Annotated in this window: 19 protein-coding genes; 7 read left to right on the top strand and 12 right to left on the bottom strand. The window is 73.7% G+C overall.

Annotation, left to right across the window (positions count from 1 at the left end):
- Positions 1-23: 23 nt before the first annotated feature.
- The 4 genes from ABZ567_RS22795 to ABZ567_RS22780 form a co-directional block, all read right to left on the bottom strand.
- Positions 24-1202 (bottom strand): glycosyltransferase, encoded by a 1179-nt coding sequence (locus ABZ567_RS22795; protein WP_360792748.1) that lies wholly within the window; start codon positions 1200-1202, stop codon positions 24-26.
- A gap of 131 nt (positions 1203-1333) precedes the next feature.
- Complete coding sequence (locus tag ABZ567_RS22790) at positions 1334-2455, bottom strand: glycosyltransferase family 1 protein (protein WP_360792746.1); 1122 nt, start codon at positions 2453-2455, stop codon at positions 1334-1336.
- Between the two features lie 512 nt (positions 2456-2967).
- The gene (locus ABZ567_RS22785; RefSeq protein ID WP_360792744.1) at positions 2968-4383 is read right to left on the bottom strand and encodes a HEAT repeat domain-containing protein; all 1416 of its coding nucleotides are present in this window, start codon (positions 4381-4383) and stop codon (positions 2968-2970) included.
- A 255-nt stretch (positions 4384-4638) separates the two neighbouring features.
- Complete coding sequence (locus tag ABZ567_RS22780) at positions 4639-5031, bottom strand: ankyrin repeat domain-containing protein (RefSeq protein ID WP_360792742.1); 393 nt, start codon at positions 5029-5031, stop codon at positions 4639-4641.
- Between the two features lie 309 nt (positions 5032-5340).
- On the opposite strand from ABZ567_RS22780, the gene ABZ567_RS22775 reads away from it, so the two are divergent.
- Positions 5341-5535, top strand: a complete 195-nt coding sequence (locus ABZ567_RS22775; RefSeq protein WP_015032212.1) for a hypothetical protein — start codon at positions 5341-5343, stop codon at positions 5533-5535.
- A gap of 34 nt (positions 5536-5569) precedes the next feature.
- Complete coding sequence (locus tag ABZ567_RS22770) at positions 5570-7195, top strand: hypothetical protein (RefSeq protein WP_360792739.1); 1626 nt, start codon at positions 5570-5572, stop codon at positions 7193-7195.
- A 147-nt stretch (positions 7196-7342) separates the two neighbouring features.
- On the opposite strand, the gene ABZ567_RS22765 is transcribed toward ABZ567_RS22770, so the two are convergent.
- Positions 7343-8842: a PLP-dependent aminotransferase family protein gene (locus ABZ567_RS22765; protein ID WP_360792737.1), complete on the bottom strand. Its 1500-nt coding sequence runs from the start codon at positions 8840-8842 to the stop codon at positions 7343-7345.
- Between the two features lie 101 nt (positions 8843-8943).
- On the opposite strand from ABZ567_RS22765, the gene ABZ567_RS22760 reads away from it, so the two are divergent.
- The 4 genes from ABZ567_RS22760 to ABZ567_RS22745 all read left to right on the top strand — a co-directional run bounded on the left by ABZ567_RS22760 (position 8944) and on the right by ABZ567_RS22745 (position 12444).
- The gene (locus ABZ567_RS22760) at positions 8944-9612 is read left to right on the top strand and encodes a hypothetical protein (protein ID WP_360792735.1); all 669 of its coding nucleotides are present in this window, start codon (positions 8944-8946) and stop codon (positions 9610-9612) included.
- On the top strand, positions 9609-10373 hold the full coding sequence (locus ABZ567_RS22755; protein ID WP_360792733.1) for a glycerophosphodiester phosphodiesterase: 765 nt from the start codon (positions 9609-9611) through the stop codon (positions 10371-10373). The genes ABZ567_RS22760 and ABZ567_RS22755 overlap by 4 nt, the downstream gene beginning before the upstream one ends.
- 70 nt (positions 10374-10443) lie before the next feature.
- Positions 10444-11814, top strand: a complete 1371-nt coding sequence (locus ABZ567_RS22750) for an MFS transporter (RefSeq protein WP_360792731.1) — start codon at positions 10444-10446, stop codon at positions 11812-11814.
- Between the two features lie 255 nt (positions 11815-12069).
- On the top strand, positions 12070-12444 hold the full coding sequence (locus ABZ567_RS22745; protein WP_015032218.1) for an RNA polymerase-binding protein RbpA: 375 nt from the start codon (positions 12070-12072) through the stop codon (positions 12442-12444).
- Between the two features lie 136 nt (positions 12445-12580).
- On the opposite strand, the gene fxsA is transcribed toward ABZ567_RS22745, so the two are convergent.
- The 4 genes from fxsA to ABZ567_RS22725 form a co-directional block, all read right to left on the bottom strand.
- Positions 12581-13174 (bottom strand): FxsA family membrane protein, encoded by a 594-nt coding sequence (fxsA, locus tag ABZ567_RS22740; RefSeq protein ID WP_360792729.1) that lies wholly within the window; start codon positions 13172-13174, stop codon positions 12581-12583.
- 97 nt (positions 13175-13271) lie between these two features.
- Positions 13272-14048 carry a polyprenol monophosphomannose synthase gene (locus ABZ567_RS22735; RefSeq protein ID WP_360792727.1) on the bottom strand — a complete coding sequence of 259 codons (777 nt, stop codon included), beginning with the start codon at positions 14046-14048 and terminating at the stop codon, positions 13272-13274.
- A 463-nt stretch (positions 14049-14511) separates the two neighbouring features.
- Positions 14512-16155, bottom strand: a complete 1644-nt coding sequence (locus ABZ567_RS22730; protein WP_360792725.1) for an amidohydrolase — start codon at positions 16153-16155, stop codon at positions 14512-14514.
- Between the two features lie 58 nt (positions 16156-16213).
- A complete protein-coding gene (locus ABZ567_RS22725) occupies positions 16214-16654 on the bottom strand; it encodes an Lrp/AsnC family transcriptional regulator (protein ID WP_017242178.1) in 441 nt (146 codons plus the stop codon).
- A gap of 225 nt (positions 16655-16879) precedes the next feature.
- Between ABZ567_RS22725 and ABZ567_RS22720 the strand changes: the two genes are divergently transcribed.
- Positions 16880-17248, top strand: coding sequence for a hypothetical protein (locus ABZ567_RS22720; protein ID WP_360792723.1), 369 nt, complete (start codon positions 16880-16882; stop codon positions 17246-17248).
- Between the two features lie 481 nt (positions 17249-17729).
- Here ABZ567_RS22720 and ABZ567_RS22715 read toward each other — a convergent pair whose 3' ends face one another.
- The 3 genes from ABZ567_RS22715 to ABZ567_RS22705 form a co-directional block, all read right to left on the bottom strand.
- A complete protein-coding gene (locus tag ABZ567_RS22715; RefSeq protein ID WP_360792721.1) occupies positions 17730-18911 on the bottom strand; it encodes an acyl-CoA dehydrogenase family protein in 1182 nt (393 codons plus the stop codon).
- A gap of 183 nt (positions 18912-19094) precedes the next feature.
- Positions 19095-19244, bottom strand: a complete 150-nt coding sequence (locus tag ABZ567_RS22710) for an SCO1431 family membrane protein (protein WP_360792719.1) — start codon at positions 19242-19244, stop codon at positions 19095-19097.
- 75 nt (positions 19245-19319) lie between these two features.
- A complete protein-coding gene (locus ABZ567_RS22705) occupies positions 19320-20738 on the bottom strand; it encodes a peptidase C39 family protein (protein ID WP_360792717.1) in 1419 nt (472 codons plus the stop codon).
- Positions 20739-20882 lie beyond the last annotated feature (144 nt).

The following is a 20882-nucleotide window of genomic DNA, read 5'->3' as shown; positions in this document are numbered from 1 at the left end:
GGGGGCGGGACCCGTCCCGTCGGTCACCGGCGGGCCTCCTCGGGGTGGCGCGCCTCCGGTGCCGGGAGGGCGTCGTGGGCCCGGAGGAAGGCGGTGACGGAGCGCTCCCAGGTGAAGCCCTCCGCACGCGCGCGTGCGGCCCGTCGGCGGGCGGTCTCCGGTTCGGCCAGGACGGCCCGGACGGCGGAGGCGAAGGCTCCCGGCGTGTCCACGGCGGCGGCCCCCGCGGTGCCGACGACCTCCGGCAGGGCGGAGGAGGCGCTGACGACGACCGGGGTCCCGCAGGCCAGGGCTTCGAGGGCGGAGAGACCGAACGTCTCCGCGGGCCCCGGGGCGAGGCACACGTCGGCCGCCGCCTGGAGGTCCGCGAGGGCCTCCCGGTCGGCGAGGTGGCCGACGAACCGCACCGGAAGCCGCCGCTCCCGCGCCCGCCGCTCCAGGGCGCCCCGCAGCGGCCCGTCGCCCGCGACGACCAGGGCGGCGCCGATCCCCGCCTCCCGGAGCTCGGCGAGGGCGTCCAGGGCCATCCGGGGCCGCTTCTCGACGGAGAGCCGCGAGCAGAGCAGGAGCAGCACCCGCTCCCCTTCGGCGTACCGGGCCCGCAGCACCGTGCTGCGGCGGCCCGGCCGACACCGCTCGAGGTCCACGCCGAGGGGTGCCCGTGCGACGTTGCGGGCCCCGACCCGCAGGAACTCGCGCTCCGCCCACTCCGTGGTGCAGAGGACGCGCCCGAACGCCCACGCGGTGCGGCGGTTGAGCCGGTCCGCCGCACGGGCCGCGAGCGCGGGCGGCACGCCCCAGGTGCGCAGCACCCCGTCGGCGGTCTCGTGGGAGACCATCAGCGAGGGCACGCGCGCGCGGCGCGCCCACTCCCCCGTCCACCGCAGGGTCGTACGGTCCGACACCTCGATCCGGTCGGGGACGAGTTCGTCGAGGAGGCCGCGCACCCGGCGCCGGTCGGCCAGGACCCGGTAGCCGCCGGTGCCGGGCAGTACAGGACCGGGGAGGGTGATGACCCGGCCCTGCGCGGTGAGGTGGTCGCTCTCGACGTCACCGGGGACGACGAGGACCGGTTCGTGTCCGGCCGCGAGGTAGCCGCGGCCGAGCTGGTCGAGCGCGGTGCGGAGGCCGCCAGAGGTGGAGGTCACGAAGTTGGCGAGCCGCACGATACGCAACCGGCGGCGCGGGCCGTCCCGGCGCACGCCATCGCCATTCGAGCCGCCACCGCACAGGCCTGCCCCGCGCAGGCCGCCACCGTTCACGCCGCCACCGCACAGGCCGCAGCCGCACACGCCGCCACCGCTCACGCCATCCCCGCACAGGCCGCCACCGCTCACGCCGCCACCGCCGTCCGCTCGCGCAGGACCTCCAGATAGTGGCCGATCAGCTCGTCCCCCAGGGCCTCCCAGGTGCGCCCCTCGACCGCGGCCCGCCCCGCCCGGCCGTAGGCGGCGCGCAGCTCCGGTGCGGCGACGAGCGTGGCGACGGCCCGGCGCAGCGCGGCCGGGTCCCCCGGAGGTACGAGGAGCCCGTTACCCCCGTGGTCGACCAGGTCCAGAGGCCCGCCGGCCGCCGGGGCGATCACGGGGACGCCGCTCGCCATGGCCTCCTGGACGGTCTGGCAGAAGGTCTCGAACGGGCCGGTGTGGGCGAAGACGTCGAGCGAGGCGAAGATCCGGGCGAGGTCGGCGCCGGTACGGCGGCCCAGGAAGCGGGCGCGGGGCAGTGCGGCGCGCAGCGCGGGGCCGCTCGGCCCGTCGCCGACGACCACCACCCGTACGCCGGGGAGTTCTCCCACTCCGGAGAGGAGGTCCACGCGCTTCTCGGGGGCCAGGCGGCCCACGTAGCCGACGAGGAGTTCCCCGTCGGGTGCGAGTTCCGCGCGCAGGGCGTCGTCGCGCAGCCCGGAACGGAAGCGGACGGTGTCCACGCCCCGCCCCCAGAGCCGGATGCGGCCTATGCCGTGCGCCTCCAGGTCGCGGACGGCGGCGGCGGAGGGGGCGAGCGTGCGGTCGGCCGCACCGTGGACGGCGCGGAGGCGCCGCCAGGCGGCGCTCTCCCCGGTACCCACGTAGGTGCGGGCGTAGCCGGCGAGGTCGGTCTGGTAGACGGCGACGGCGGGGATGCCCAGCCGGGCGGCCGCCGTCATCCCCCTTACCCCGAGGACGAACGGTCCGGCGAGGTGCACGAGGTCGGCGCGGTGGGCGGCGATGGCCGCCGCGACGCGGCGGCTCGGCAGGGCGACCCTCACCTGCGGATAGCCGGGAAGGGGGAGGGAGGGCACCCGGACGACGGCGCAGGGCGCGTCGGCGTCCGCGGCCGGGTCGGCGACGGCGGGGGCGATGACGAGCGGGGTGTGGCCCCGCCGGACGAGATGGCGCGCGGTCTGCAGGGCGCAGTGCGCCACACCGTTGACGTCGGGAGGGAAGGATTCGGTGACGATGACGACACGCATACGGGTGTTGTCGTCGCGCTCGGCGTGTACCCGTCAACGTCGATCTGGACGGGGAGGGAACGTCCCGTGAGCGTTTCGCGCGGGCCCTCGCCGGGCGGTCCCGAAGTACTCCTGGGCGGGAGGTCCGAGACCATGACGATCCGCCGACGGATGGCCCCGCAGGCCCTCCCCCCAGGTCCCGGGTCCGATCCCAGGCCTCCCGGCCCCCGGCCCCGGTCCCTCATCCCGGGTCCCCCGAACGCGGTCCCCCGGTCCCCGGTCCCGGTCGCGGGCCTCCGGCCCCTGGTCCGCGGCCCCGCCCCGTCCTCCAAGGCGGGCCTCACTCGGCGGGTTCTCCACCGGGGGCCGCGCAGCCCCTGGGAGGGGGCGGGATCACCGAGACGGCGGACCTGGAGGTCCGGGCGCCCGCGCCGGCCGAGGGACCGCGGCGGGGTGCGCAGGCTCGGACCAGCGGGTCCGGGCGCCACGCCGCGGCGGCGGGCGACGGCGGCGGGCGACGCCGGTGGCCGTCGTCAGACCTGGAGGTCCGGGCCTATCCGGTTGCGGACCGCGGTCTGGACCTCGACCTCTTCGGCCGGGTCGGCGGCGAGGCGGCGCAGCCGTTCGGCGACGCGTACGTCTCCGGTCTCGGCGTGCTGGGCCGCGACCTCGCGGGTGGTCTCCTCGCAGTCCCAGAGGCACTCGACGGCGAACCCGGTCGGGAAGGTGGGGTCGGTGGCGGCGAGGGCGACGGCCACGCGCCCGCGGAGCTGGGAGGAGGCCGTCTCGCGGTAGACGTGGCGCAGCACGGGTGCCGCGCAGGCGATGCCGAGGCGCCCGGCGCCGTCGACGAGCCCGGCGAGGGTGGGCGAGTCGGGGCCCTGGGAGCGGATGGTGTCGCGGAGCGCGCCGAGGACGGAGGGGGAGTCCTGGGCGGTGCCGCGGCAGGCGAGCACTTCGGCGGCGGCGGCGCCGAGGGCGTCGGATCTGCGGATCCACGCGCGGGCGCGGGCGACCGCGTCCTCGCCGCACATGCGCCGGTAGGCGGCGACGGCCGCTTCGGCGATCTCGCCGGAGTCGCCGTCGGCGGCGGCCTCGACGAGGTCGAGGACGGCGGGGTCCCGTGACGCGGCGAGGTGGTGGAGGGCGGCGCCCCGGGCGCCCACGGCGCCGTGCCGGGCGGCGGCGAGGAGTTCGGGGCGGTCCTCGGGCCCCGCGACGGCGGCCAGGCAGCGGGCGGCGGGCCCGTGGAGCACGGCACCGCGCTCGTGGCCCTCCTGCGCCCAGTCGAGGACGGCTCGCACGCTCCAGCCGGGGCGGGGCCCGGCGGAGCGCATCTGGCGCTGCCAGCGGTCGAAGGAGCCCTGTTCCTGGGCGGCCCTGACCCGGGCGCCGACGGCGTCGCGCTGGTCCTCGGCCCACAGGCGCCACGGGCGGGGTTCGAAGGCGTCCCGCACGACGCGGGCCAGTTCGGCGTCGCCCTCCGCGTCGGCCGGGAAGCGGGCCAGCACGGGGACGGCGAGGGCGCGGAGCCCGGCGTCGTCGTCGCGGAGCGCCAGCTCGTCGAGGGCCCAGGCCCAGTTCGTGCCGGTCGCCGCGTAACGGCGGAGCAGGAGCAGGGCGTCCTGGCGTCCGTACGACGCGAGGTGGCCGAGGACGGCGAGCGCGAGCCCGGTCCTTGACTCCTCGGTGTCGAGGTGGTCCTCGGCGCCGGTGAGGTGCGCCTCGATCTCGTCGAGGCCGCCGTGGAGGTCCAGGTAGAGACGGGCGTAGTAGAGGGAGCGGTTCTCGACCTGCCAGTCGTGGCGGGGGTCGTCGAGAACGCAGTGGTTGAGGGCCGCGAGGGCCTCGGCGCGTGGCGCGGCGAGCGCGTGCAGGGTGCCGTCGCCGCGGCCCCGCTGCAGCAGACCGAGCAGGGTGCCGCTCGGCGCTATGACTGGATCGAACATGGGGAGACGCCTCACATCAAGCTGTCGACACGACCGGGGAAGACCGGGATGACCCGGGTCAGGCTGCACATCGCTGTACGCCTAGGCCGTGCGGCAACATGTCGGGCCGCCCGTCGTCCTGCGCTTGCCAGTGACCATCTTCCTCTGCCTCTCGTCGATGGCCCGGTCGACCGGGCCCGTCGTCATGATGACCCACCCATTTCGCCACCGCGACCACATTTACGACGCCGCTCTCACCTGGGGTTCAGCGCCCGTTCACCTGGTTTCGAAGAGGTCGAGGAGTTCGGTCCTGCCGAACATCCGCGCGGTGTCGGCGGCGGACGGAGTACCGGCTTCCGGATTTGCGCCGCCGGCGAGGAGCGCACGGATCACGGCCTCCTCGCCCTTGAAGACGGCGCCCGCGAGCGGGGTCTGGCCGCGGTCGTTGGCGCGGTCGGCGTCGGCACCGCGCGCGAGGAGGGCGGAGACGGCGGCGGCGTGGCCGTGGTAGGCGGCGAGCATGACGAGGGAGTCACCCTTGTCGTTGGTGAGGTTCGCGGGGACGCCGGCGTCGACGTAGGCGGTCAGCGCGTCGGCGTCCCCGGTGCGGGCGAGGTCGAAGACCTTGGACGCCAGCTCGATGACCTCGGGGTCCGGAGTCTCGCTCATCGGGTGAAACCGCCTCTCTCCTGCGTTGTCGGCCTGTGCACGGCAAGCGCGGCCGTACGAGTGAATCGACAGGGTACTGCCCGTTCGGTGACATGACCTCGCTCGACCGAGGCAAAGATCACGCCAGCCGCGCCCTCGGGCGCCCCTCTAGCGCACGCCGGGCATTTCGCCACCCGACAGCCCGTCCGGCGTCCTCCGGTCAAGTGAAATCACCCGTTTTTCACTCCATTGCACCTTTAGTCACATAGATACTTGCTGTGAACTTGGAAGGACTCATGGTGACTGTCCCCTCAACCAGGAGAACACCAAATGATCCTGTCCATCTCAGGCGTGGTCCTGCTCGGCATCATCTGCTTCCTGTTCTTCAAGAAGGACGGGATGAAGGCCTCCCACGCCCTCGTCAGCGCGCTGTTCGGCTTCTACCTCGCGGGCACGGCCATCGCCCCGAGCATCACGGCGGGCGGGCAGAGCCTCGCCGGTCTGCTGGGCGGGATCAAGTTCTGACGCCCTTCCGTCCCTTCCACCTCAGGAGTTCTTCGTGGCCCGGCGACCACTCCCCCGCATTCTGAGCAGCGGCAGCGCACAGATCGCTCGCAGTCGAGAGATCGCGCGCACGGCCGCCGACAGCGCCGCCGACGTGCTCCATCCCCTGATCACGGTCTCCCGTGGTCTGCGGAAACTGGCCGCGACCGCGCGCGCCAGGTGGGCCGCGACCCCCAAGGACCGGCGTGGTCCCACGCTGTTCCTGGTCGCGGCCTGCGTCCTGGTGATCGCCCTCATGCCGTACGGGCCGCTCCTCGCGCTCGTCACGCTCATGGGCGCGGCCGCGTGGAAGGGACGCGAGCGTCGCGTCGTGAGGACCGGACCCGACGACGCGGAGATCGCCCGGCTCAAGGGCCTGTACGAGGCCCTCGTGCCCTACTTCTCGGTCCCGGACGACCCCGCCCCCCTCTTCGCCCACGGAGGCGACTGGAGCGGCGCCTTCGCGGACCCCACCTTCGACGGGGACGGGCGGCTCACCCGGCTGAGGATCGCGTACCCCCCGTACTTCACCGACGGCGAGCCCGCCGCGCGCGCGCGTATCGAGCACCTGCTGCACGCCAAGTCGGGACGCGGCCGCGAGTACCGCTTCGACTGGGACGAGGAGGGCAACCGGCTCGTCATGAGCGTGCTGCCCGCCCTGCCCACCACCATCGCCGCCCAGCGCTTCGTGACCGTGCCGGGTGAGACCGTTCTCGGCTTCACCGACGCGGACGCGGTGCAGCGGACCGTCCCCGTGGCCACGGCGGACGGGACGGAGGACGCGCCGGCCGTGGTCTGGCGCACCGGACCCCGCTCCACCGAGCCGCATCTGCTCGTCGTGGGCCAGCCCGGCAGCGGCACCACCTCCCTGCTGCGGTCGATCGCGCTCCAGGCCCTCCCCCACGGCGACGTGCTGATCATCGAGGGCGGCGGCACCGGCGAGTACGCCTGCCTGACCGGCCGTGACGGCGTCCTCGCCGTCGAGTGCGGCATCTCCGGCGCCCTGGCCAGTCTGGAGTGGGCGGCGCACGAGACGGAACGGCGCCTCATCGCCGCCAACCGCGCCCGGCAGGCCGGGCACCCGGCCCCCGACGACACCCGCCGGCCGCTGTGGATCCTGCTCGACCGGCCGAGCGTCCTCGGCCACCTCGCCGCCGCCGACGGCCGTGTCGACCCGCAGGAGCTGCTCCAGGTCCCGCTGCGGCACGGGCGGGCCGCCCAGGTCACGGTGGTGGTCGCGGAGCAGTTCGACAGCGCGGAGACACTGAGCGAGGCGGTACGGTCCCACACCCGCGCCCGGATCGTGCTCGGTCCCGCCGAACCGGAGCAGATCACGGCCGTCCTCGGCGCCGAGCCCCACACCACCCCGACGCCCCAGGTCCCGCCCGGCCGCGGCTACGCGCGCCTCGGCAACGGCCCGGTCCTGCGCCTCCAGGTGCCGGCGACGCCCGACCCGTACGACGACGCGACGAGCGAGACGCACCGGAAGGCGGTCCTTGACCTCCTGCCGGAGCGCGTCCCGGCGACGGCGGCGGCGGTCGGGACGGTCATCGGCGCGGCCCCCGAGCCGGCTCCGCATCCGCGCAGCGAACCGGACCCGGGACCGGCGCCGCTGCACGCCCCGGTGCCCGCCGAGAGCTGAGCGGCACGCACGCGCACGCGTAGAGGCCGGTACGGACCGTACGGTCCGTACCGGCCTCCAGCCGTGTCAGGCCTGAGACGCGACCGGCCCGCACGACGGACCGCCCGCGGCGACCCGGCCGCACGACGGAACTGACGACGGAACCAGCTACGCCACGAACGACCGCGGCGGCTCCGTCCCCCCGCCCGCGCCCGACTCGACCAGGCGGGCCGCGGCGGCCAGGCGGGCGGCGGCCTCGTCGGCGACCGGGCCGCCGACCGTGAAGGGCAGCCGGACGAAGCCCTCGAAGGCCCCGTCGACGCCGAAACGCGGGCCCGAGGGGACGCGGACACCCACCCGCTCGCCCGCCTCGGCGAGCCGGGAGCCGGAGAGGCCACCGGTACGCACCCAGAGGGTGAGGCCGCCCTTCGGCACCGCGAACTCCCACTCCGGGAGCTCTCTGCGGACGGCCGCGACGAGCGCGTCCCTGTTCTCCCTGGCCTGCTCGCGGCGCAGTTTCACGGCCTCCTCCCAGCCGCCCGTGCCCATGAGCCAGTTCACGCCGAGCTGTTCGAGGACGGGGGTGCCGAGGTCGGCGTACGCGCGCGCGGCCACCAGGGAACGGACGACATCGGGAGCGGCCCGGACCCAGCCGATGCGCATGCCCGCCCAGAAGGCCTTGCTGGCCGAGCCGACCGTCAGGACGGTGGAGCCGGCCGGGTCGAAGGCGCAGACCGGCCGGGGCATCTCCAGGTCGTCGTCCAGGCGCAGTTCCGTCATGGTCTCGTCGACGACGAGGACGGTGCCGGCCGAGCGGGCCGCGTCCACGAGCTGTCGACGCTGGTCCTCGTCGGCCAGCGCTCCGGTGGGGTTGTGGAAGTCGGCCACCACGTAGGCGAGGCGGGGTGCCGCGTCCCGCAGCACCTGGCGCCAGCGGCCCAGGTCCCAGCTGCCCAGGCCCTCGGACATGGCGACGGGCACGAGCCGGGCCCCGGCCTCCCGCATCAGCTGGAGGATGTTGGCGTACGAGGGGGATTCGACGGCGATGCGCTCACCGCGGCCCGCGAAGAGGTGGCAGATGGCGTCCATGGCGCCCATGGCCCCGGTGGTGACCATGATCTGCTCGGGCATCGTGGGGATGCCCCGCGCGGTGTAGCGGTCGGCGAGCATCTGCCGCAGCGCGGGAAGTCCGGCCGGGTAGTCCCCGTGCGTGTGGGCGTAGGGGGGCAGTTCCTCCAGGGCGCCCTGGACGCCACGGGTGAGCCAGGGCTCGGGCGCGGGCAGCGCGGCGCAGCCGAGGTCGATCATCGAGCCGAGAGCCTCGGGGGGCAACGGCTCCAGGCCGCGCGCGGGCAGCGGGTTCCCGGCCGGTACGGCGGTCCAGCTGCCGGCTCCCCGCCGTGACTCCAGGAAGCCCTCGGACCGGAGCGCCTCGTAGGCCGCGGCCACCGTCGTACGGCTGACGGTGAGGGCGAGGGCGAGTTCCCGCTCGGCGGGCAGTCGGGCGGCAACCGGGACGCGCCCCTCCAGGACGAGCAGCCGGATGCCGTCGGCCAGCGCACGGTAGGCGGGCGGCTTGCGGGCGCCCGGTCCGGCGGGCCGCGGCTGCTGCGCCTGGAGCTGCCGCGCGAGCTGAGCCGGTCCTACCGCCGAAGTCCACTGGGCCATCGAAATCAGTCCACCTTCCTCGAATTGGCCATGGTTGGCACCCGTTCCCCCGCCACAGAGTGTCATGAGCCAGTCCACTACCACCACTCTGGGGGAAACCCTTGTCCATCGCCCCCGGCCTCCACGGCCGGTACCTGACCCGACGGCTCGTACAGCTCTACGCGGGGCTGACGCTGTACGGCGTCAGCTCGGCGCTGCTGGTCCGCAGCGGTCTCGGGCTCGAACCCTGGGGCGTCCTTCATCAGGGCCTCGCCGAGAAGACGGGCCTCACGATCGGCGTGGTGTCGATCGTCGTCGGGGCCGTGGTGCTGCTGCTGTGGATCCCGATCCGGCAGCGGCCCGGTCTCGGCACCGTCTCCAACGTGTTCGTGATCGGTCTGGCGATGGACGGCACCCTGGCGCTCGTTCCGGACGTCCACGGCCTGGCCGGGCGGATCCCGCTGCTCGCGGCCGGGATCGTCCTCAACGGGGTCGCGACGGGCCTGTACATCGCGGCGCGCTTCGGCCCGGGCCCCCGCGACGGCCTGATGACCGGTCTGCACCGGCTCACCGGGCGCTCCATCCGGCTGGTCCGGACGGCGATCGAGGCGGCGGTCGTCGCCACCGGCTTCCTGCTCGGCGGCTCCGTCGGTGTCGGCACGGTCCTTTACGCCCTGGCGATCGGGCCGCTCGCCCAGTTCTTCCTGCGCCGGTTCGCCGTTCCCGAGCCGGACTCCGGCAGCACCGAGGTCGCCTCCGCGACACCGGCACAGGCCATACTGCGGCGGTGACTCGCGTACGCCACCCCTATCTCGACCACCCCTCGCCGCTTCCGTTCGCCCATCGCGGCGGCACGGCGAACGGCCTGGAGAACACCGCGGCCACGTTCCGCCGTGCCGCCGCGGCGGGCTACCGCTACTTCGAGACCGATGTGCACACGACGGCGGACGGGGCTCTCGTCGCCTTCCACGACGCGACCCTCGACCGGGTCACGGACGCCACGGGCCGGATCCGCGACCTGCCGTGGTCGGCGGTGCGCGAGGCCCGGGTGGCGGGCGAGGAGCCGCTGCCGCTCTTCGCCGACCTGCTCGAGGAGTTCCCCGAGGCCCGGTGGAACGTGGACCTCAAGGCCGAGTCGGCCCTGGAACCGCTGGTGGACCTGGTCCGCAGGACCGGCGCCTGGGACCGGGTCTGCGTGGGCTCCTTCACCGAGACCCGGGTGGCGCGGGCGCAGCGCCTCGCCGGTCCCCGGCTCGCCACCTCGTACGGCGTGCGGGGGGTGATCGGGCTGCGGCTGCGCTCGTTCGGCGTCCCGGCGGCGGTGCGGGCCGGGGCGATAGCGGCCCAGGTCCCGGAGCGCCGGGGCGGTGTCCCGGTGGTGGACCGCCGTTTCGTACGGGAGGCGCACGCGCGCGGGCTCCAGGTCCATGTGTGGACCGTGAACGATCCGGCCCGGATGAACGCTCTCCTCGACCTGGGGGTCGATGGCATCATGACCGATCAACTGGAGACGCTGCGCTCGGTGCTGACCGAGCGGGGTGCGTGGGTCTGAGCGCGCGTCCCGGTGGCACCGGGCCCGGATCGCCGGGGCGGATCACGGGGACGAACGAGGGGGCGCGGCCTTGACCGCTGGAACCACCGAACCGGAGGAGTACGCCACCGGTCGTGCCGAGCGCCGACGGGAACAGCGCGGCTGGTACTTCTACGACTTCGCGTGCTCCGTGTACTCGACGAGCGTGCTCACCGTGTTCCTCGGCCCGTACCTGACCTCGGTCGCCCGTGCGGCGGCCGACGCGGAGGGCTTCGTGCACCCGCTCGGGATTCCGGTGCGGGCCGGCTCGCTCTTCGCGTACGCCGTGTCCGCGTCGATCGTGGTCGCGGTGCTCGTGATGCCGATGGTGGGCGCGGTGGCGGACCGTACGGGCCGGAAGAAGCCGCTGCTCGCCGCTGCGGCGTACCTGGGGGCGACGGCCACCGCGGGAATGTTCTTCCTGGCGGGTGAGCGCTATCTGCTCGGCGCGTTCCTGCTGATCGTGGCGAACGCCTCGCTCGCGGTCTCCATGATGCTCTACAACGCCTATCTGCCGCAGATCGCGGAGCCGGACGAACGGGACGCGGTCTCCTCGCGCGGCTGGGCCTTCGGCTACACGTCGGGCGCGCTGGTCCTGGTCCTGAACCTGGTCCTCTACTCGGGCCACGACTCCTTCGGTCTGACCGAGGGCGAGGCGATCCGGATCTGTCTGGCCTCCGCCGGTGTGTGGTGGGGCGCCTTCACGCTCGTACCGCTGCGGCGGCTGCGCGACCGGCGGATCCACCCCGAGCGGCTGGAAGGGGCGGATGTGGGCGCGGTCGGCGGCGGCTGGCGGCAGCTGCGGGCGACCCTCAAGGACATGCGTCGGCATCCGCTGACGCTGTCGTTCCTCCTCGCCTACCTGGTCTACAACGACGGTGTGCAGACGGTGATCTCGCAGGCCTCCCTGTACGGCTCGGAGGAGCTGGGGCTCGACCAGACCACGCTCATCACCGCCGTCCTGCTCGTCCAGGTGCTCGCGGTGGCGGGCGCGCTCGGGATGGGGCGACTCGCCCGGTCGTACGGCGCCAAGCGGACGATTCTCGGCTCGCTCGCGGTCTGGACGCTGATCCTCGCGGCGGCCTACTTCCTGCCGGCCGACGCGCCGGTGTTCTTCTTCACCCTGGCGGCCGCGATCGGCCTGGTCCTCGGCGGGAGCCAGGCGCTGTCGCGCTCGCTGTTCTCGCATCTGGTGCCGCGCGGCAAGGAGGCCGAGTACTTCTCGGCGTACGAGATGAGCGATCGGGGTCTCAGTTGGCTGGGGCCACTCGTGTTCGGTCTCGCGTATCAGCTGACCGGGAGCTACCGGGATGCCATCATCTCCCTGGTGATCTTCTTCGTGGTCGGGTTCACGCTGCTCGCCCGGGTGCCGGTGCGGCGCGCGGCGGAGGCGGCGGGCAACGCCGTGCCGGACCGAATTTAGACGTGGCCACGAAAGAGCGGTAGTGTACGCGTTTGGCCTGCCAGGCGGACCGTTACTGCGTGCTGCTTTGGTGAAGACACCGGGTCACTTCTGCCGTCAGATGTGACAAAACGGGCACTGGTGGGTACAACAAGGGGCGGCACGACGGGCGACGCATGACCCGGCACGGGAATCTTTACCGCCGACCGGACGTTGACCGGATAACGACGACAGCGACATCTGTCCTGTGGGCGACAAGCCCGGGAGGCACGATTCATGAGTGAGCGAGCTCTTCGCGGCACGCGCCTCGTGGTGACGAGCTACGAGACCGACCGCGGCATCGATCTGGCCCCGCGCCAGGCGGTGGAGTACGCATGCGAGAAGGGACATCGTTTTGAGATGCCCTTCTCGGTTGAGGCGGAGATTCCGCCGGAGTGGGAGTGCAAGGTCTGCGGAATCCAGGCACTCCTGGTTGACGGGGACGGACCTGAGGAGAAGAAGGGCAAGCCGGCGCGTACGCACTGGGACATGCTCATGGAGCGGCGCACCCGCGAGGAGCTGGAGGAGGTCCTTGCCGAAAGGCTGGCCGTCCTGCGTTCCGGCGCCATGAACATCGCCGTGCATCCGCGCGACAGCCGCAAGTCCGCGTAGCGGACCACCGGACGAACGAACGCCGCGGGGCCCGGTACACGCACTGTGTACCGGGCCCCGCGGCGTTTCCGTGCCCGTTGCCTCCGAGGGCCCCGCCCACTCGGGGATCGGGCCCGTCGGAGACTCGGTCAGGACCTCACGGAATGAGGGGCTTACGGGGCTCGTCGGCTCCGTGCGGGCCCGTGGCGGCGTCCTCGCGGATGACCTCGCCCCGGACGACCTTGCCGTCCGGGCGGCGGATGCGCGCCTGCTGAAAGGCGTCCTGGAGGCTGCCGGGAGGGGCGGCGCTGATCCGGCGCTCCGCTGCCCTGTCCGCGTACCGCCCCAGGAAGGTGCGGACCGGAGGAACAAGCAGGAGCAGGCCGGCCGCGTCCGAGACCAGGCCGGGAAGCATCAGGAGAAGCCCGCCGAGCATCAGGAAGCCGTTGCGGTCCTCCGAGCCGGCCCGGTCGGGCGTCTCGGGCATCACGCCGGTCCGGGCCGCCGCCTGGGCCTGCTGGAAGGTGGAGGTGAGGTTGCGGAAGGCCCGCCGCCCCGCCCGCTTCACGACGGTGGCGCCCAGCAGGGCACCGCCGACGAGCAGGGCGAAGACGGTCAGGCCACCCGCCGCACCGGCCACCAGTACGAGCAGCCAGATCTCCAGGATCATCCAGGCGGCTACGCCGAGCGGAAGGAACGTGCGCGCGCGTGAGCGCTTCGGGGCGAGAGGAGGCGGTGCGCCGGTCGTCATGGTCACCAGTGTGCCTGGGGCCGTGCCGGAACGTCGTAAAGGCCGGATCAGGACGTGCGGTGACGGAAGGCCGGGGCCCGGAAAGGCGGGCAGCGGGTCAGGAAGGCTTGCGGCCGAGCATCCTGCCGACCTTCTCGGCCCGTGCCGACACACCCCAGCCGGTGACCCGCCAAAGCGCCTCGACGACGATGTTCCGGCTCATCTTGGAGTCGCCGATCTCACGCTCCACGAAGGTGATCGGCACCTCGACCACATGGAAGCCGGCGGCGACCGCTCGGCGGGCCAGGTCGACCTGGAAGCAGTAGCCGGCGGAGGCCACGTCCTCCAGGCCCAGGCCCTCCAGGGTCTCCTTGCGGAAGGCCCGGTAGCCGCCGGTGACATCGCGGATCGGCACGTCCAGCATCACGCGCGAGTAGAGGCTGCCGCCGCGGGAGATGAACTCGCGGGACTTCGGCCAGTTCACGATGCGGCCGCCCGGCACCCAGCGGGAGCCGAGGACCAGGTCCGCGCCCTTGAGGGCGGTGAGCAGCCGCGGGAGCTCCTCGGGCTGGTGGGAACCGTCGGCGTCCATCTCGACGAGGACGCCGTACCCGTGCTCGATGCCCCACCGGAAGCCGGCGAGGTAGGCGGCGCCCAGCCCCTCCTTGCCCTTGCGGTGCAGGACGTGCACATGGTCGTCGTCGGACGCGATCTCGTCCGCGAACTTGCCCGTGCCGTCAGGGCTGTTGTCGTCGGCGACGAGAACGTGCGCCTCGGGTACGGCTTCCCGCACCCGCGCGACGATCGGCTTGATGTTCTCCGCCTCGTTGTAGGTCGGAATGATCACCAAGGCCTTGCCGAGCGGGCCGTAACGCCTCTGGCCACCGTCGTTCACTACTGCCCCTTCGGATACAAACGCAGGCCCCCACCATAGCGAGGTCCTCGGAGTGCTCCGGCGCGGCGGTCACCGGAGGGGGTAAGGGGAGCGGGCGCAGGGGCGTCCGGCCCGGGTGGGGTGCGGTGCGGGGCCCGACGTCCTTCGGTCCGACCTGGGATCCGCTGGCTGCGGGTCGACCGAGAGCCGTTGTCTACTGAACGTCCGGGCCCCACCCGGGTCGCACCTTCCGCCAGAGAAACCTTCCCTCGCGGCCGAGGCGCGGGCGGCGTTCGGCGACTGCGAGGAGGCCGTCCGGTCGGACGTCCTGTGGTGGACGCGGAGAACCTACCCGCCCTTGGCGGTCGGCTGTCAATACCGGCTTGACCTGCGGATACGTAGTAAAAGGCCAGGCCGGAGGGGAAGATCCGCAGGTCGGGGACAAGCGTACGGACGGGGCCCCAAGGTCGGACATATCCCTACATCACTCGTTCGGCCCCACGAACACCGTCCGGCCGTGGACAACCGTACGAAGACAGACGGGAAGCTCGACACCAGGGGACAGGTCGGGCAGACCGGGCGTCCCGGAGCGGGGGTCGGTCGACCAGCGGGCCACCCGGTCGTCAGGGGCCTGGACGACGAGCTCCTCGGTGCGCCAGAGGGCGTAGTCGGCGGGGGCGCCGGGGACGAGCGTCCCGGCGTCGTCCCTGCCCACGGCCCGCCACCCGCCCCTGGTGTGCGCGGTGAAGGCGGCCCGGACCGAGATCCGGTGCTCGGGGGTGCGGTGGAAGGCGGCGGCTCGGACGGCGCCCCAGGGGTCGAGGGGGGTGACCGGGCTGTCGGAGCCGAAGGCCAGCGGCACACCGGCACGCAGCAGCGCCGCGTACGGGTTGAGCGTGCGGGCCCGCTCGACGCCGAGCCGGTCGGCGTACATGCCCTCCTCGCCGCCCCAGAGAGCGTCGAAGGCGGGCTGGACCGAGGCGGTGAGGCCGAGCTCGGCGAAGGCGGCGATCGTCTCCGGGGTGAGCATCTCGACGTGCTCGACGCGGTGCCGCGCGGCCCTGATCCTGGCCAGGCCGAGCTTCTCGGCGGCGGCCCTGACGCCGTCGACGACTGTGGTCACGGCGGCGTCCCCGATGGCGTGGAAGCCCGCCTGGAGGCCCGCCTCGGTGCAGGCCGTGACGTGGAGTGCGACGGCCGCCGCGTCCAGGTGGGCGGCGCCCGTGTGTCCGGCGTCGGTGTGGTCGGCGTACGGCTCGTGGAGGCAGGCCGTGTGAGAGCCGAGGGAGCCGTCGGCGAAGAGGTCGCCGGCCGCGCCGAGGGCACCGAGGGCGCGGGCCCGCTCGATGTCCAGGTCGGCCCAGTAGCCGACGACCCGGGGCCCCGGCTCGTCGCGGGCCAGGTCCAGGAGGCCGGTGAAGTCCTCCTCGGAGGAGATCTGCGGGCCACCGCACTCGTGCAGCGTGCCGATGCCGAGGGACGCGGCCCGGGCACGGGCGGCCCGCTGGGCCTCGGTGCGCTGACCGGCCGAGACGGCACCGAAGGCGGCGGCGCGCACGGCGTGGTGGGCGTCGCCGGTGAGCGGTCGCTGTCCGTCGTGGAAGCCGTCCAGGTCACGGACGCCGGGCACGAGGTCGAGGAGCGCGGTGGTGACGACGGCCGAGTGGACGTCGATACGGGTGAGGTAGAGCGGGCGTCCGCCGGTGAGTTCGTCGAGTTCGGCGCGGGTGAGCGGCCGGCGTTCGGGCCAGCGGGAGGCGTCCCAGCCGTGGCCGATGAGGATGCGGTCCTCGGGGCGGGCGGCGGCGTGGGCGCGGATCAGCTCCGCCGCCCCGGCGAGCGAGGCGGCGGAGGAGAGGTCGAGCCCGGTGAGGGCGAACCCGGTGGCCGTGGTGTGCACATGGGCGTCGACGAACGCCGGGGTGACGAGCGCGCCCTCCAGGTCGACCACCTCGTCCACCCCGGAGGCGAAGGCGTCGGCAGCCCCCTCCGAACCGACCCAGGCGACGTGCCCGCGCTCCACCACCATGGCGGTGGCGAACGGATCGGCGGGGCTGTGGACCTCTCCACCGCGCAGCAGCACGGTGCGGTGGTCAGCGGGAGACGCGGCAGGCAGGGACTCACTCATGCGACCAGGCTATGACCTGGCCGGACCCGGTTTGTCCGGCAGGTCCCGCCACGGGGTGTCAGATGCGCGGCGGCCTGGCCTCGTACGGCGTGGACAGGACCACGGTCGTACGGCTGGAGACGCCGGCCTGCGAGCGGATGCGGCTGAGCAGGTGCTCCAGCTCCAGCGGGGTGGCGACGCGGACCTTCAGGATGTAGTTCTCGTCGCCGGCGACGCTGTGACAGGCCTCGATCTCCGGGATGTCGGCGAGCCGGTCGGGGGTGTCGTCGGGGGCGCTGGGGTCGAAGGGTTTGACCGAGATGAAGGCGGTCAGCGGAAGGCCCACGGCCTCCGGGTCGACGACGGCCGCGTAGCCGCGGATGACTCCGCGCTGCTCCAGACGGCGGACACGCTGATGCACCGCCGACGTGGACAGGCCCGTGGCCTTGCCCAGGTCGGTGTAGCTCATGCGCCCGTCCTTGACGAGCAATTCGACGATCTGACGATCCAGCTCCTCCATGCGGTGACCCTATTCCGCCCGGCGGCAAGGGGCACCGTCGCGGCGGCCGCTATCGGTCGGTATGGGCGGCCACGGGAGCTCCCACGAAGGGCATGTGACGAACGCCACAGGTATGCGTCCGCCCTCGGGCACGGCCACACGATTATGCGGACGGTCGTATGGGAAGTGCTTGCTGTGGTCGAGGCCGTACAGAGCCGGCCGACCCACCCGAGGGGGAGATTCTCCATGCAGGAGCCTGTTGATTCGGTCGACACGTCCGACGAACTCGACGCGTACGACACCTTTGAGATGTTCCGGGTCGTCTGCCCGGAGTGCGCGCAGCCCATCGCGCTGCTCGCGGACGAGGACGCGCTGCCCGAGCACGCGCTGTGCCCCACGCCGTGGAACCCCTTCGTCCTGACGGTCTGCCCGGGCACGGGCCTGTCGGCGACCGAGGCGCGTCCGGCCGACGACACCCTGGAGGTCCAGGAGCAGGACACGGCCCTGCTCCTGACGCTCCCCCAGGGCCTCGACTGGCGCAGGCAGCCCTTCTCCCACGTCGGCGGGCCGGGCTCGCGCCCGATCCGGGTGCCGCAGATGCGCCGCGCGGCCTAGGGTCACTGCGCGGATCGGTCGGACCGGGCCCGGTGTGCCGGGTACGGACCGGGCCCGGCACAGCGGGCAAGAAGACGACGCCGACGACGTGCACCGGGTACCGGGTACCGAGCGAACTGCCGCACGAATCCGTGCGGGGGTGACCCCCGGCCGCCGGGGCGCGTTGGTTCGGGTATGACCACGCTGTACACCATTCCCAGCGGTTTCGGTCGGCACCGGCAGGCCGCGCCGCGCCTTGAAGAATCGGTTCCTCGCCCGGCGCCCGCACGGACTCCGACCGCCCCGCCGCCGACACCGGCCCCGACACCCGTCCCCGTACCGGCGCAGACGGCGGTTCCGCCCCGTGTCCCCGCCGATCCGCCCATCTTCCGGGCCGTGCTCTCCCTCTGGGCGAGCCAGGGCCGCACCCTCCCGGGCCATCGCGACCAGGAGTGGGCCCGGCTCGCCGCCGGTCCCGTCTGGGCCGACCGCACCGTGCGCGTCAGCGGGATTCTGGTCCGACCAGGTGACGGGCGATGACCACCCGCTGGATCTGATTGGTCCCCTCGACGATCTGGAGCATCTTCGCCTCACGGAGATACCGCTCCGCGGGGAAGTCCGCCGTGTAGCCGTACCCGCCCAGCACCTGCACCGCGTCCGTCGTGACCTGCATGACGGCGTCCGTGCAGAAGAGCTTGGCCATCGCCGCGCACCGGCCGAAGGGCCGCCCCTCGTCCCTGAGCCGCGCCGCCTCCAGGTACAGCGCCCGGCCCGCCTCGATCCGGGTCGCCATGTCCGCGAGGAGGAAGCGGAGCCCCTGGAAGTCGGCGATCGGCCGGCCGAACTGGCGGCGCTCCCGCGCGTACGCCACCGCCTCGTCCAGGGCCGCCTGTCCGAGTCCGACCGCGCAGGCGGCGATGCCGAGCCGCCCCGAGTCCAGCGCGTCGAGCGCGAGAGCGAAGCCCTGCCCCTCCGCGCCCAGACGCCGCGCGTCGGGGACCCGTACACCGTCGAAGTGGAGCTGCGCGGTGGGCGAACCCGACATGCCCATCTTCCGCTCGGGCGGGGCCGCGCTCAGTCCCGGCGCGTCGCCCGGCACGAGGAAGGCGGTGATCCCTCGCGCCCCGGCCCCGCCGGTACGGGCCATGACCGTGCAGAAGTCCTCGATGCCGCCGTGGGTGATCCAGGCCTTGGTGCCGTCGATCACCCAGTCGCCGTCCTCGCCGTCGCGGACGGCCCGGGTGCGCAGCGCCGCCGCGTCCGATCCGGCGGAGGGCTCGGAGAGGCAGTACGCGCCGAGGAGACCGCCGCCCAGCATGGCGGGCAGATGGGCGGCCCGCTGTTCGTCGGTGCCGAAGCGGGCGAGCGCGTGGCAGGAGAGGGTGTGGACGCTGACCCCGAGTCCCACGGTCAGCCGGGCGGCGGCGAGCTCTTCCAGGACCTGGAGATAGACCTCGTACGGCTGGCCGCCCCCTCCGTACCGGGGGTCGTAGGGCAGCCCGAGAAGTCCGGAGCGGGACAGCAGCGCGAACAGCTCGCGGGGGAAACGTCCGGCGGCCTCCTCCTCGGCGGCGCGGGGAGCGATCTCCCGCCGGGCGATGTCACGCGTCAGGGCGAGCAGCTCGCGGGCCTCGTCGCTGGGCAGCCGGCGCTCGACACCGTCCGCGTTCCTCTCGGCTGCCATGGCCGGGCACTCCTCCCTGCCGGGCGCGGGCGTGCCGCGCGCGGGGTCGCGGGGAGTATGCCCGCTGGGGGCCGGGGATCACGTCGGCCCCCGACCCGTCACACGGACGCGCACCCAAGGTCCCATGCACGGCCGCCGAACCGTCACGCGGACGCCCGTCGAGGGCCCCGGCACGGCCGCCGGCTACATGAGGCCGGCCCGGGTGACGAGCACGGCGAGCAGCACGACGAGGGTCCAGCCGAGGACGTGCTCGAGGACCTTGGGCCCCTTGTCGTCCTCGGGACCGCCCGTCCGGGCGCGGAACAGGAGGCGGGAGTGGGTGGTGGAGGTCATGGCGACCACCTTGCGGTACGGGCACGGCCCTGGAATAGGACGTCCGTCACGTTCCCCGGGGGACCGTGCCCCGCGTCAGACGATGCCGAGGGCCGCGAGTGCCTTGCGCTGCGCGGGCGAGGGGCGCTCGGGGAAGTAGAGGTAACAAACCCCTCCTGTGCCGGAGACCACTTTGCCGCCGGCGTTGTGGCGCTTGGTGCGGAGCCAGATGTTCTCCCACTCGCGCCGCCGGTAGACGCGGCGCACGGCCTCGTTGGTGGGGGAGGCGGGGTCGTTGGCGATGATGTCGCCTTCCGGCGTGAAGCCGATGACGGTCATCAGGTGGCCCGCCGTGCCGTAGCCGGCGCCCGTCAACTCCTCCTTGCGGAAGGACTGGGACGTGATGGCCGGGATGCCGGCCAGGACCAGGCTCTCCAGCTCGGTGAGTGAGCGCAGTCGGGTGACCACGGCGTTCATGTCGGGGTAGGTGGCCGCGTAGGCCGCGTTGAAGGGCCAGTTGCCGCAGCCCTGGTACTGGTGGTCGTAGGTGAAGCGGGCCGCGTGGCAGACCTGGGGGTCGGCGAAGGCGGGGTTCACCCAGGCCAGGTCCTCCGCCGACGGCCCGCGCCCCCAGTACTCGATGATCATCTGGGAGGAGGTGGGGCTGCACCAGGCCTCGCCGCCGTTGTCGTACTCGGGGTACTGCCCGACGTGGGTGTTCTGCGAGTAGCGCGGCACGGTCAGCTCGCGGGCGGGGCCCGGCGCGGTGGCCGGGACCGTGAAGCGGTCCGGGATGTCCGAGGCCATCGCGCCCAGTCGCCAGACCGTGGGGGTGAGGGCGCTCCCCGGGGTGCGGTACAGCGTCAGGCGCAGCCGGTACGCGACCAGCCGCAGTCCGCTCGCCGCGTCGTCGATCGCGAGCGTGTCGGTCCACACGGTGCTCCGGCCGTCGGTCTGGTCGTCGACCGAGGTGCGCCGGATGTCGCCGTCGCCGGAGGCCCAGCGACCCAGGACGTACCAGGGGGTGGCGCTGGCGTCGGAGTAGGTGCCGGACAGCTCGACCTGGATCCAGGTGCCCGGCGGGGTGTGGGCGTTCCAGGAGGCGATGACCTCGGTGGCGGGAACGGTCGGGGTGTGGACGGGCGAGGTCCAGCTCGCGTACTCCCAGGCGGAGGTCCGGCCGGTGTGCGGGTCGGTGTGGTCGGTGCGTCCGGCGGGAGTGTCGAGGACCAGGCCGGGACGGCGCCCGGCGATCGCCCTGGTGCCGGCGGCGGCGCCGCACCTCCAGTCCGTGTACGAGGACCAGAAGCGGTTGTCGACGAGGCCGGGCGCGGGGGCCCGGCCCGGCGCGGCGGACGCGTCGCAGTCGGGGACGGAGGTGCGGGCGCACTCGGGGGCGACGGAGGAGGAAGCCGCCACGGCCGGGACGGCGGTGGCGGCCGTGGCGGCTGTTCCGGCCGCCGCGAGGGCCGCGGCGAGGACGGTTCTACGCGGGGTGGAGCTGGAGCTGGTCATGGGCGGTGACCCCCAGTCGGGAACGGTGGGCGTACGGACCTGTGGACGCGCGGGCGAGCCGGGGTGCGGGCGTCCGGCGCTTCGGGCACCCCGGCCTTCGGGCGGACGGGCGGCTCGTACGCCCCGGGGACATACGAGCCCTCG

This window comes from Streptomyces sp. NPDC016459, assembly GCF_040632845.1.
GTDB lineage: Bacteria > Actinomycetota > Actinomycetes > Streptomycetales > Streptomycetaceae > Streptomyces.
Note: the sequence above shows the minus strand (reverse complement) of the source record. Positions and strands in the feature narration are given on the sequence as shown.

Excerpts from the sequence above, each read along its gene's own strand:
- ABZ567_RS22790 (WP_360792746.1), bottom strand. The coding sequence starts at position 2,455 with ATGCGTGTCGTCATCGTCACCGAATCCTTCCCTCCCGACGTCAACGGT.
- ABZ567_RS22785 (WP_360792744.1), bottom strand. The coding sequence starts at position 4,383 with ATGTTCGATCCAGTCATAGCGCCGAGCGGCACCCTGCTCGGTCTGCTG.
- ABZ567_RS22780 (WP_360792742.1), bottom strand. The coding sequence starts at position 5,031 with ATGAGCGAGACTCCGGACCCCGAGGTCATCGAGCTGGCGTCCAAGGTC.
- ABZ567_RS22775 (WP_015032212.1), top strand. The coding sequence starts at position 5,341 with ATGATCCTGTCCATCTCAGGCGTGGTCCTGCTCGGCATCATCTGCTTC.
- ABZ567_RS22765 (WP_360792737.1), bottom strand. The coding sequence starts at position 8,842 with ATGGCCCAGTGGACTTCGGCGGTAGGACCGGCTCAGCTCGCGCGGCAG.
- ABZ567_RS22745 (WP_015032218.1), top strand. The coding sequence starts at position 12,070 with ATGAGTGAGCGAGCTCTTCGCGGCACGCGCCTCGTGGTGACGAGCTAC.
- fxsA (WP_360792729.1), bottom strand. The coding sequence starts at position 13,174 with ATGACGACCGGCGCACCGCCTCCTCTCGCCCCGAAGCGCTCACGCGCG.
- ABZ567_RS22730 (WP_360792725.1), bottom strand. The coding sequence starts at position 16,155 with ATGAGTGAGTCCCTGCCTGCCGCGTCTCCCGCTGACCACCGCACCGTG.
- ABZ567_RS22725 (WP_017242178.1), bottom strand. The coding sequence starts at position 16,654 with ATGGAGGAGCTGGATCGTCAGATCGTCGAATTGCTCGTCAAGGACGGG.
- ABZ567_RS22720 (WP_360792723.1), top strand. The coding sequence starts at position 16,880 with ATGCAGGAGCCTGTTGATTCGGTCGACACGTCCGACGAACTCGACGCG.
- ABZ567_RS22715 (WP_360792721.1), bottom strand. The coding sequence starts at position 18,911 with ATGGCAGCCGAGAGGAACGCGGACGGTGTCGAGCGCCGGCTGCCCAGC.
- ABZ567_RS22710 (WP_360792719.1), bottom strand. The coding sequence starts at position 19,244 with ATGACCTCCACCACCCACTCCCGCCTCCTGTTCCGCGCCCGGACGGGC.
- ABZ567_RS22705 (WP_360792717.1), bottom strand. The coding sequence starts at position 20,738 with ATGACCAGCTCCAGCTCCACCCCGCGTAGAACCGTCCTCGCCGCGGCC.